The sequence below is a fragment of the Mesorhizobium australicum WSM2073 genome, assembly GCF_000230995.2.
In the GTDB taxonomy this organism is placed as follows: Bacteria; Pseudomonadota; Alphaproteobacteria; order Rhizobiales; family Rhizobiaceae; genus Mesorhizobium; species Mesorhizobium australicum.
In genome coordinates this window covers 6,094,730-6,107,059 of the sequence record NC_019973.1, presented here as the reverse complement: position 1 = coordinate 6,107,059, position 12,330 = coordinate 6,094,730, and the positions used below count along the sequence as shown (strand labels likewise).

The window sequence follows — 12,330 nt, the reverse complement described above, 5'->3', positions numbered from 1 at the left end:
AGCTGGCACCAAATCGCATCTATCGGGCCGCAAGTATCAGAAACAGTGTTCCTTGACTATAACCGGCCCTAAGCTCTAACACGACACAGTCGTCAGGTCGTCGTCATGTATGGCCTTACTCTTTGCCATCGGGCGCAGCGGGCTATTTTCACACTTGGCATAGAATGACGGAGGTCCGCTTTTTGCGTTGAGTGTCGTAGCAGCCGACAGCCTGTCTGCTTTCTACCCCTAAAGCCAAATGCGGAACGTTGGGGGGTAGGTTTTGGAAACTGACTGTGGTCGTCGAAGGCTGGGATTAAGGTATCGGATGCGGCGCTGAGCCCCTCGCGTTTGCCGCGGCTAACTAGTTTTACGCAGCCGAAACCCGCCGGTCTAACCGGCGTCCAAGCAGGACGGACATGGTGGTTTTGGGCCGAATCGAACGGCTGACCGAGTTGTCGAGGTAGGCGCCGACGAAGCGCAAGCGCCGTCAAGCCAAGAATCGGGTATCGGCGCACGCTTCCGGGGAAAAGCTGACGACCCTGGCACGTCCTCTATCAAGACGATGAAAGCGACGAGCAATGACGCGTCATACGATCAGAACACTTTTACGAGGCTTGGCGCCTCGCAATCCAACGATATGGTATCTACAATCCATTCGCTGGACGGGGCGCAATTGCTGGCCTGCTCCCTCACGGGCCGCACAATGTCCGTGATGTGTTGGCTACGAGCATCCTCAAGCGGACAGGCTCTTATGAACAAGCGAGCTACGCCATCAGGACACTCCCGATATGGTTGCGCATCATTACGGGCGTTTCCTGCCCCAGGACAAGGCCGCTCTCGCAGCGCGGATATTGAACCAAGTGTGGGAGGCGACATAGCCCAGTGCAGCTACAATGTAACTTTCTTTTCGCCGCGCGTATCCGGTCTAAGTGGGCGGCTTTACGAAGGGGGTGCCCTCTTGGCCCTTGGCCCACGCGTTAGGCGAGGCAAAGGACGGACGAGGAGCCAGAAGGCCGCCGGGTCTCGGCGCGTGTAATCGTGCTAGATCAATCACAATCTCGGTGGAAGTGGCTGGCATTCCTTGCTATGCCTTGGCCTCGCATGGGGAAAGATTCGCGTCTATCGAGCCCAAGAAGAACGAAGTTCGGTTCCTCGTTTTAGCTTGCCCGCAAAGTGCTGGGCAAGAATTGGATGAGCGTTGCCGATGAAGGACCGTAGGTTCGTAGATTTGTTCTCTGGATGCGGTGGATTGTCGCTCGGGCTCTCGATGGCCGGCATGCAAGGCCTGTTCGCAGTTGAGCGCGACCATATGGCATTCCGGACCTTCCATGCGAACTTCGTTTCCAAGTCCTCCAATAGGGGCCATGCTTTTGAATGGCCGACTTGGCTTGAACAACGTGCTTGGGGCATTGACGAACTGTTGGAGGAGCACAAGGCCGACCTGTTGGAGCTGCGCGGCAAGGTCGATGTGCTCGCGGGTGGGCCGCCGTGCCAGGGCTTCAGCTTCGCCGGGCGGCGGGTCGAGGATGACCCGCGAAACCAGCTTTTCCACAAATATGTCGAAGCGGTCGACGCGATCCGGCCCGCGGCCCTCATCCTAGAGAACGTACCCGGGATGCGCGTCGTGCATCGGCCCTCGAACGTCGTCGAGTTGCAGGTCGGTCCCGCGCCCAAGAAGCGTTCCTTCTACGACAGGCTCGTCGAGAGCCTGGATGGTGTTGGCTACAGGGTCGAGGCAGAGCTGGTCGACGCCTCTCGCTTCGGGGTGCCGCAGAAGCGGTCTCGCCTCATTGCCATTGGAGTCCGGCAGGATCTGGCAGGCTGGCTGGAAGGGGGTGTTCGTCGCCTCTTCGAACTGCTCGAAGAGGTTCGCGCATCCCAGCTCGAGCAGCTCGGCCTGCCTGACGCTATATCCGCCAGGGAAGCGATCTCGGATCTTGAAATCGCCGGAGTGCAACTACGCCCTTGCGAAGATCCTGAGTCCCCTCGCGGCTTTCAGGAGGCGCGCCGGGGCGAGCCTGCAACTCGCTATCAACGCCTTATGCGCGGCGATCACGAGCGCCAGCCTGATAGCATGCGCCTCGCCCGGCACCGCGACGACGTGCGCGAGCGCTTTGGGCGAATCCTTGCGGAATGCCGGCGTGGTGTCCGCATGGACGACGAAGCGCGGCGCGGCTACGGACTGAAGAAACACCGCATCTACCCGATGTCTCCGACTGAACCGGCGCCAACGATTACGACGCTTCCAGACGACGTGCTGCATTATTCCGAGCCTCGCATCCTGACGGTCCGTGAGAGCGCGCGTTTGCAATCCTTCCCGGATTGGTTCCAGTTCAAGGGCAAGTTCACCACTGGCGGCGATCGCCGAACCAAGGAATGCCCTCGCTATACCCAGGTCGGTAACGCGGTGCCGCCCTACCTCGCGCGGGCAATCGGAAGTGCACTCTGCAAGGCGCTCGACGAGATAGAGATTGGCAGGAAGGTCTTCGGGCAGGCCCGAAAGCGCCCGACCATGGCGGCGTTAGGCTAGCGCATGGAGATCACCGAAACCGCGGCGACTTACCCTGCGCAATTGCTCAGGTGGGCGGGAAACCGCTCCGGCGGTGTCCGACGCTTGTTCGATGAGAAAAGCGGCCGGCCGGGTGCTGCGGTCTTCAAGACGAACCTGCTATCGCGCCTCCAGCAATGGTGCGCGGACATTGGCGCCGGCAAGGAGGGAACGCCGCGGGTCATTCTCCTCGTCGGTGGGCCGGGCAACGGCAAGACCGAAGCAATCGAGTCGACGATGATCTGGCTCGACGCTGCCCTCGGCTGCGACGGTAAGCTGCTCAGCGCACTTGAGATCGCCTTCAGACCCGAGGGAGAGAAAGTACCGCGGACGATCACGATCGATGCAGGGGCGTTTGCATCGCGGACCAGAAGCCTGCCACTTTCCATTGTTCAGGACGCCTCGGTCATCGCAGGCTCGTCGGGCCAGTCGCCGGCCATGATGCTCCTTAGCGAGCTGGCATCCGCAACCACGGATTCGCGCGAGCTTTACCTTTGCTGCGTAAACCGAGGCGTGCTCGACGATGCGCTTATAACTGCCATCGAGGCAGGCGCGGACGAAGCGCGCAGGCTTCTGGAATGCACCAGCCAGGCGGTAAGCCTGTCGCCCGACGCTCCTGCCTGCTGGCCTCTCGACGATTATCCGGACGTTGCAGTGTGGCCGATGGACATGGAGTCGCTGCTCGCTGGTACCGAGAACGGCGACCCGGCTCCGGCCGTCGAGATCTTCCGGAAGGCCATTGACGCCAGTCTCTGGCCGCAGCCGGGCACGTGTGCCGCCGGAGCGCATTGCCCATTTTGCGGAAGCCGGTCGCATCTCGCGCAGGAGCGGCCGGCAGCAGCGCTGCAGCAGATGCTAAGGTGGTTCGAGATAGGGAGTGGGAAGCGGTGGAGTTTCCGTGACTTGTTCTCGCTCGTTTCATACCTGCTGGCAGGGCATCGCGAGGATGCTTCCCTCGACGAAAGTTCCCCATGCGAATGGGCGGCGTCACTCCTGCAGCTTGACCAGGAGGCCGTGGCAAACGCTCGCCCGCGCAAGGACAGCTCCACCGCCCTCTTCCGGCTCGTCGGCTCGCAATACCAGCACGCCCTCTTCCACGGCTGGGACAAGGAGGCGGGTCAGGCCCTGCTGCGCGACCTCACCGAGCTCGGCCTCAAGGAAAACAACACTGCCATGGGTCTGCAATGGTTCCTTGCGTCTCGTAGAGCTTCCTATTTGCCAACAATGATCTCCGGCCTACTTGACGGTTTCGACCAGCTGCTCGACCCGGCGCTGGCAAGCCCAGAAAGCGAGGCGGCGGCAACGCACGGAAGGACCTACGTGCTCCGTGACTTCGACACACGGTTTAGCCGCTCGGTCGCTGAGGGGCTGGACCACCTCAAGAAGTCGCGCGTGCTCTCCGGCATCGAGACCGACCTCCTCGGTAGGCTTGCTGAGCTGGATTCCTTCCTCTCGAAGCAGCAGGTGCGCCGGAAAAAACCTGCCGTCGCCACTCGCGTGCAGCGTCTAGTCCGTGATTTTGCCTGCCGCTTGGTACGGCGGAGCATTGGCGCAAGGACCGCTACTGTCTTGGATGCTGAGGTGCTTCGTGAATTCCAGAAGATCGTGGACGATGGCGGCGATGGGGTCTTCGAAGTGGCGCGGGATGTAGAGCGGCTCCTTAACAAGAATCAGGACTTTGAGGTGTCACTTACGACGACGTTCGGGCAGCCATTGCCCCCACCGACGAGGCGCGCGACGCTTGTCGTCCAACGGCGCCACGTTCAGCCAACAGATACCGTGCAGGAGGGACGCCCACGCTCGCCGCTCCGCTTCCTGGAAGTCGGCGATGGCGCGTCAGCCCAGAAGATCGCCCTGACCTACGACCTATTCAAGGCAGTGAAGGAGGTCGATCGCGGCATGTCGGTCGCGTCCCTTCCGCGGTCCGTCCTTGCGCTACTTGATACAACGGGCGCTCGCCTTGGCGGTCCGATCGTCCGGGATGCGGTGGTACTACCTCGCGCCGAGATCAGGCTCGGCACTGGCGGAATCACTGTCCAGCAGCGGCGGGAGGGATTTGGCTTGCTCAGGGAGACTGGGCGGCGATGACGTTTGCGCAGTTCCGCGATGCACCATGGGCGAACTCGCACGAAGCCTACTCGAAGGCACGGCTAGCGATGACGCCAGCGCCGGAATACGCCAGCTCGGAGGTGATCCTCTCCTCCGTGTACCGGGTGATCGGCCTCGAGGGCGCGACCGAACGTACGGTGCCACAGAGCGGCCGCGATCTCGACCGCGCGATCAAGCGTGCTCGGGAACGCGGAAAGGGACCTGACCGCTCCACTCTTGACCCGGATTCCTTCAGCTCATTGCTCGGCTCTATCCTTGAAAGCCCAAAGCTCCCGAACCAATCGACCAAGCGCTTCCTCCAGGTGATGCCGCTGGTGCCGCAGCTGAGCGTCTTCTCTGGGTCGGCGCGACTGGCTGGCAATCCTTGGACCGCCGGCCAGCTTGTCAAGCGAATGGTTTGGCTGGGGTCCAGCGATTCGGCTGCAGCAGAGGCTATCTGGCGAGCCTTCTTCGAGGCGCTGTCAGTTGGCAACGAGGATGATGTGTTTGCCCGGTTCCTGCAAGCTGAGGTGGAGGCGTGGGTGCCGAAGCCCAACTGGCATCTAGCAACCCCGCGCGCCGACCCCGTAATGGCGAGGGATGACGCCAGCATCGACGTGTTTCCCGCGCGCCAGTTCGTCCATGACGTCCGGGCCGTGATCGCGGCAAAGTCGGCAATGACGCGCCGCCAGTGGACCAGCTTGCTGGAGGCTGTCATTCGCCTAGGTGCGGTCGCCCACGTCGTTTGGCTGTGCGAGGTCCACTCTCGCGCGTGGATAGCGCTGTCTTCGGCCCTAGACGGAGAAGGTCCCGAGGGCGCGGAGGCCTCGCGCGTTGCATTGTACCCCGAGCGCCTCGCTTGTCTTCCCTACGGAAACAAGGCCTTGCCCTCGATCCGAGACAGCGTCTCCCGCTTCCTTGCTGCGCGCCTCGGTATTAATACAACCCTGTGGGCTTTGGATTCATTAGGGATCGCGCCAGCGGATGGCCTGTCGTCCTCGCATGGCCTGGCGGAACTTTGCGACCAAGTCCGCGCAAACCGGACTCGCCTCGAAGGGACCGGGGTTCGGGATGTCGTTGCCAGTCTAGAGGACAGGGAAACGCGCACGCTCCTTTGCCGGAAAGGCATCGGCTCGAATATTAACGAGTTCGTCCGACACGTGCTTGGTCAGCGCCAAACAGCTAATCCCACGCTCAGGGGCTACGACCAAGGTTACGTCCTGAAGAAGGCTGGCGCCAGTGCGAATAGCCCGTGGATCGTGTCTCTCGGCCCGGTGGCCGTACTTGCACTGGTGCATTGTTCCCTTGCTGGCGTTGGCGGCCCTCGATCGGTCCACCGGCTCGCCCAGCATCTGGCGCAATATGGTGTCAGCATGGCCCACAGGGACATCCCCCAGAATGACCTCGGCCAGCAGCTGAGGATGCTCGGCCTCGTGCTCGACAGCCCTGATGCTGAGAGCGGCATGCTGCTCGTGCCGCCGTTCCGGTTGTCGCCGGTTAGCGGAAGGGGGCAGCCATGAATGCAATCGCGCAAGCGCTTGCCGACTATGTTTCTGCGCAGGTAGGCATCGCGCCACCGGATCGCAGGACTACGGGGCAGGCTGAGGTTAGGCTTGTCTTCCACGGGCCGCCGCTCGAGATCCTCTCGAAGGTGTTCGACCATCTCGTCCGCGAAGCCGAGTCTGTTGCGGGATCGCGGCCGCCCTATCTTCTGCAGGTTCCGCGTGCACAGCTGCCAGGGGGAAACCCTGGTATCGGTGAGTCGGGCAGATGTGACGAAACGCATTTGCTGGACCTCAGGAACCTACCCGAGCTGCCGAGCTTCGTGGCACTCGTGCCGCCGGGCGAGCACAGTATCCTGTCCGTGTCGTCGACGACCGACAGGTTTGGGGTCGCGGAGGCCAGCAACGGAGGAAACGCAACTTTCGAGAGCTGGTGGGACGACGCCTTCGTCCAACGCGTCGTCTCCGATGGCCTCGCGCGCGCCGGCTTGACCGAGGCAATGGTGGAAGAAGGTCGCCTGCTAGTCGAAGCCGCTGCTCGCGCGGCCGACGAAGTGGACCCCGACCGCTCTGTCCGCAAGGGGGCGTGGAACGTCGTCGCCCGGCTGTTCGCGATCGACCGGGGACTCAGCCTCTCGGCTGGATTTGGAGTGAGCCTAGCGTGCGGGGTGCCTCCACGGCGCGATGGGTCCCTGTCGGCTCGCGACCAGCTTGGAACGCTGGACAAGATTGCCGACGCGATGGCTGACGGGTTCCGCAATGGCATCGACCGTCTGGCAGACGGTGCCACGGACGATGAGCGGGCCGCGCTCGAGCAGTTCCACGCCCATATAAGGGCAGGCTGGCAGGTCCAGAGCGCCTTCGATCGTGCGACCGCGGCCTTCTATGCGCCGATGCAGGGCCTGGAGCTTGGCCGTCCGCCAGACTGGTGGAGCTTTCTGGACGTCGAGAAGTGGTCGGAGTTACTCGCCGAGGAGCCGGCGGTCTCTGGCGACATTGTCATGGAATGCGTCAACGCAATTGCTGCGCTTGGGAAGGCAATGCCTGCCATTGTAACGGATCGGGTCGACCTGAAGTTCACAACGAAGGGTAGCGATCAGAGCGGTGCCCGAGTCGAGGTGCAGCGCACACCGGCCGGTGGATCAAAGGGGATAGGTGAGATCGAGGCCGACTCCGACAAGGTTCTGTCGGACGCGGCTCCGCCGCAGCACAAGAATCCGATTAGCTACAAGGCGACGGCCGAGGGATTCAAGCCGGGCTCGATTAAGGTCGTGTCGCTAGCGACGTGGCAACCCGGAATACTCGTAGGTTGTCGTCTAGCAAGGAAGTTCACCGGTCCTCGCAAGCCCGCGAGGGGTGCCGCGCGAAATGGAGCCGACTGGGAATCGAGCCTTACATTGCCAGGTCAAGGTCGCTATGAGCTCCTCGTCTTTGTTTCGCCCGGAATTGAGCTAGAGCTATCGGCGACGAGCACTGCGGAGCAAGCGGACGGGCGGGCCGAGGCGGCTACGCAACTGGTGGTGCGCGGCCTCCGGGATTCGATCTTCCAGCTCGAGGTCGAGGCGGAAGGGAACCTGCAGGTCGATTTCAGGTTTGGCCGCCCGATCCGGGATGGCTCGTTCTCCAATGAGACTTGCCGCGTCTACCTGACCTGCGAAGACGTGCCTGAAGTTGGGTGCCGAAGCGAGTTCGAACGCCTCATACGGGCCAACAGGCGCCCGATCGAGCCTTTCGACGCCAAGGCGGTTATCCAGGTCAACCGCGCGGTCCGATCGACGATGCTCCAGGACTGGCTGCTGGCGCCCGAATCCGTTCGGCATTCCTACCAGCCAATTGTGCTAGCGGAGGACTATGGCGAGCACTGGGCGCCGCCAAGGTGGGGATTCGAGACTGGGCCCATCATGTCCGGAGGGAAGTTCATCTGCGACCCGCGCCCCGCGCCTGACGAATTCAATCCGCCGGAGGAATTCCTCGCCTTGCGCGAGGAGATTGCCAATCGCGTGCGTGGGGACGGCGACCAGTCCGGGGTCTTCGAGATCGCCCGACTTGGCGAGTGGGCCGCGCGCGATGAAGGGTTCAGAGCGGTCGTCGAGCGGTATGTTGATGCATATCATGCCTGGCTAGCTGCAGCACCCGAGGTCGCTTCCTGGTGCGATGTCGTCGCCGTGTCCTCGCTTGATGGAAGCGGTCGCAGCCTGACCCGGGTGCCGGATGCCATCCTGCTCTCTCCCTTCCATCCACTGCGGGTGGGCTGGCATGTGGTGGCGCAGGGTGTCCTGTCTGACGCCGACGAGCAAGGCAAGCCATGCCCTGCCGCCAGTGTGCTCGACCCTGACTGCGTCCCCGATATCATGACCTTGTTCGTGCGATCGCCATCGGGGGTGGATCAGGTCGAGTACCTCGCGGTCGAAAATGGCACCGACTATTGGTCAGTGCTTTGGAACGGGTCGAACCTCGCGAGCCTTGCTCGCCGGTCAATGGGCGCCCCGTTTGGCGACGAGTTCGGAATCAGCGTTGGCGGCATATCGGTCGGCTTCAGCGCCGCCCAGGTCGTCAGGGCGCTAGATGACGTCTCCGAGCTGCTTGCCGCCAAGCCGGTATTCTCGATCGCTGTGTCAAGTGCCGGTGGCGCCACGGATGCGTGCAACGACGGGCTCATCGAATGGTGCACGACACGCTTCCAGCCGGAAGCGAAGCGGCCGCGCTCGCGAGCAACAGGACAAAGATTGGTCGAGATATTCGACGACAGAACGGATGATGCCCGCCCGGATGATGCCAAGATCGCTAACCTATCCGAAGATACGCGGAATGCCGTTCGCTGGTACAGCGTCCAGCCACCCCGCAGCATCCCTGACCTCGGGATCATTGCGCAGCTCGACATGACCGAACCGGGGATCGCGGCAGTGGATCAGCGGACCCCGCTCGGCTTCGGCGCCTTATCACGGCACCGGATCCGCCGGCAGCTGCCGCGCATATTCCTCAATGAGTCCCGCCAATCCACTCCGCCGGCACAGTCCGGCGATGTTCTCGCCGACAAGATCGGTGGATTGACCGCAGCAATGGAGAACCTGTCGGCAACCCGAGTCGGCCTGCAATTCGCCCCTAATGTGCACGAGGTAAGGCACATGCTGCAGGGACGGCGGACCGACTTCGTGGCAGTATCATCATCGGCGATCGATCCCGCATGCTTCCTGGGGGGCTGGCTCGATGGAGCCTACCTCTGGGACTATGAGTTGCCGTCCTATTCCCACCGCTCCGGCGACACAAATGGCTACTATCTCATTTCGCAAGTGACCGATGCCGACCGGGAAGCGCTTGCCAAAGCCCTCGACCGCCTGCCGGGCTGCAAAGGCATAGAACCAGCCAAGGTCAAGGATGTGCTGCTCGAGGTGGCTCGGCGGGGCATTCCGACGATCAAGGGCCTCGCAGGCGACGATGCGGGCGCGACGGGTGACCTTGGCGTCCTCGTTGCCGTCCGGCTCCTTCAGGACAAGTTCCGGGCGGAGGCTGGTTGTTCCGGTGGAGTGCTCCCTGTGCTCAAGGGAAGCGAGGACGAGCCGGCGATCGCGATCGTGGTCCCAGTCGATCCATTCCGAGGATATATCGGGGACCTTTGCCGTACTCTCGGGAAGGACCGGAAAGACCTGACGCTTCTAAGACCTGACTTGATGGTATTAGGCATCGACTTCGCCGGCGGGCTGCGCATCAAGCTGACGCCGATAGAGGTCAAGTGCAGGCCCACGGCTTCCTTTGCGGCAGGCGATGCCGTCGAGGCGCTCGAGCAGGCCAAGGCACTATCATCGCTGCTTCACGCGATGGCACCCCATCCCGATCAGCCCCGACTTTGGGGGCTGGCTTTCCAGCACCTGATGCTTTCGATCATCGGATTCGGCATGCGGGTCTACAGCCAACAGGACGATGTCAAAGGGCACTCCGCCGAATGGTCGAAACTGCATGAACGAGTCGCGAAAGCGATCCTCGACGGCGATGACTGTGTCGAGATCGACCAGCGTGGCCGCCTTGTCATTGTAGACGAATCGCCATCGAGCGCGCCGCGCGACCATGATGGTGATGGGTTCGATGAGACGATCGTCATAGGGCGCGAGGACGCGGGCCAGATCGTGGCGGGCGATCCTTCGAGCTTCTACGCCATGGTCAAGGCCCGCGTGGGCGACTGGGCGCTCATGCCCGTGCCCGCTGGCCAGGTAGCGAAGGCTGACTCCGACGAGAGCGGGAAGCCAACGACACTGGCGTCGCCCCCGGTCGAAGCGCCACCAGATGAAAGCAATGGACCGGAAAGCGATCCGGCCTCACCGACGTTGCCGCCAGCCATCTCCATTGTCACTAATTCGCCCTCGGCGGCCGTGGATTGCAACGCGGAGGAGCAAGGCAGCGGGGTCGTCCTTGAGGTTGGAAAGGCCGTCGATGGCTTCAAACCGAGGGAGCTATCGCTCAATATCTCGGACACGAGGCTCAACCAGTTGAACATGGGCGTGGTCGGGGACCTCGGGACAGGCAAGACACAGTTGCTGAAGTCGCTCATCGCGCAGATTTCTGCTGCAGGTCCAGCGAACCGAGGGATACGACCGCGCTTCCTCATTTTCGACTACAAGCGGGACTACAGCAGCGAGGATTTCGTCGCGGCTACGGGCGCGCGCGTGGTGCGCCCCCACCGCCTGCCGTTGAACCTTTTTGACACTAGGACCATCGGTGACGTCCCCACACCTTGGCTCGACCGGTTTCGCTTCTTCGCCGACGTGCTTGGCAAGATCTATCCCGGCATCGGCCCGGTCCAGAGGGATAAGCTCAAGCGCGCGGTGCGGGAAGCATATGACGCAGCTCCGCAAGGGGCGCCCCCGACGCTCCGCGACGTCCACGCGGCCTATGCTGCGATTCTGGACGGAAAGTCCGACTCGCCAATGGCGATCATCGACGATCTCATGGATATGGAGATCTTCGAGCCGGATCAGACGCGGACCGTACCGTTCGACCAGTTCCTCAACGGCGTCGTTGTGATCGCGCTGGATGCCCTCGGGCAGGACGATCACAGCAAGAACATGCTCGTGGCGGTGATGCTGAACATGTTCTACGAGAACATGCTGAGGACGCCGAAGCGGCCATTCCTCGGAAGCAACCCGCAGCTCCGGGCAATCGACTCGTACCTGCTGGTCGACGAAGCTGACAACATCATGCGTTATGAGTTCGACGTACTCCGAAAGCTACTTCTCCAGGGTCGTGAGTTCGGCACTGGTATAATCCTAGCCTCGCAATACCTGCGGCACTTCAAGGCGGGTGCTACCGACTATCGCGAGCCGTTGCTGACCTGGTTCGTGCACAAGGTCCCAAACGTCACGGCGGCAGAGCTGTCCGCGCTCGGGCTAGCGGCAAGCGCGGGCGAGGTCGCAGAGCGCGTGAAGACGCTAGCGAACCACCAGTGCCTGTACAAGTCGTTCGACGTTCCGGGAGAGATCATCCGCGGTTTCCCGTTCTTCGAGCTTCTGCAGACCCGACTGCCTCGAGAGGAGTAGCGACAGCGGTGGCCGACTTCCTTTCCCCAGAGCAACGCTCGGAACGGATGTCGCGCATCCGGTCGAAGGACACGTCGCCGGAACTGGCACTGAGGCGGGCGCTCCATGCACTTGGCTTGCGGTTCCGTGTGCATTATCGGCGCCTGCCAGGGAAGCCGGACATCGCCCTCCCGAGATTCAAGACCGTCATTTTGGTACACGGCTGCTTCTGGCATCGCCATGCTGGATGCAAGATCGCGTCGACGCCGAAGAGCAAGACGCCATTCTGGCAGGAGAAGTTCGACCGCAATGTCCAGCGCGACCAGCGAAACACTGCGGCCATCGAGGAGCTTGGCTGGAAAGTGATCGTCGCCTGGGAGTGCGAACTGGGATCCCAGCGAAAGGCGGAGGAGGTTGCTCGGCGCGTTGCGTCGGAGATCGGCCAAAGGCGCCCAGCCTAGCCGGCGCCATTCGGTCCGCGCTTTGGCCGATTTATCTGCGACAGCGTACAGAAAATTGCAGAATCAGCCTAAAAGCACGCCGCGATCACGGGTCCAACCTTCTGCGACGGAGTCCACACTTCTATGTCGTCCGACAAGACTGGAGCGGGTAGCGGGAATCGAACCCGCGCGTTCAGCTTGGGAAGCTGACAGGCTACCATTACATCATACCCGCGCTGCAGCCTCGTTATCATGACGGCATG

Annotated in this window: 5 protein-coding genes, 1 tRNA gene and 1 pseudogene; 6 read left to right on the top strand and 1 reads right to left on the bottom strand. The window is 62.3% G+C overall.

The window, feature by feature from the left end; genetic code table 11:
- Positions 1-505 precede the first annotated feature (505 nt).
- From MESAU_RS32150 to MESAU_RS29130, 6 genes and pseudogenes are all read left to right on the top strand, one after another.
- Positions 506-860, top strand: a pseudogene (locus MESAU_RS32150) (hypothetical protein); the annotation flags it as partial.
- Between the two features lie 326 nt (positions 861-1,186).
- Positions 1,187-2,512, top strand: coding sequence for a DNA cytosine methyltransferase (locus MESAU_RS29150; RefSeq protein ID WP_015319263.1), 1,326 nt, complete (start codon positions 1,187-1,189; stop codon positions 2,510-2,512).
- A 3-nt stretch (positions 2,513-2,515) separates the two neighbouring features.
- Positions 2,516-4,618: a hypothetical protein gene (locus MESAU_RS29145; RefSeq protein ID WP_015319262.1), complete on the top strand. Its 2,103-nt coding sequence runs from the start codon at positions 2,516-2,518 to the stop codon at positions 4,616-4,618.
- Positions 4,615-6,138, top strand: a complete 1,524-nt coding sequence (locus MESAU_RS29140; RefSeq protein ID WP_015319261.1) for a hypothetical protein — start codon at positions 4,615-4,617, stop codon at positions 6,136-6,138. The genes MESAU_RS29145 and MESAU_RS29140 overlap by 4 nt, the downstream gene beginning before the upstream one ends.
- Positions 6,135-11,648 carry a hypothetical protein gene (locus tag MESAU_RS29135; RefSeq protein ID WP_015319260.1) on the top strand — a complete coding sequence of 1,838 codons (5,514 nt, stop codon included), beginning with the start codon at positions 6,135-6,137 and terminating at the stop codon, positions 11,646-11,648. Before MESAU_RS29140 ends, MESAU_RS29135 begins: the two co-directional genes overlap by 4 nt.
- Before the next feature lie 8 nt (positions 11,649-11,656).
- Positions 11,657-12,088, top strand: coding sequence for a very short patch repair endonuclease (locus tag MESAU_RS29130; RefSeq protein WP_015319259.1), 432 nt, complete (start codon positions 11,657-11,659; stop codon positions 12,086-12,088).
- A 140-nt stretch (positions 12,089-12,228) separates the two neighbouring features.
- Here the strand turns inward: MESAU_RS29130 and MESAU_RS29125 are convergent.
- Positions 12,229-12,302: transfer RNA gene (locus MESAU_RS29125), tRNA-Gly, on the bottom strand.
- Between the last annotated feature and the right edge of the window lie 28 nt (positions 12,303-12,330).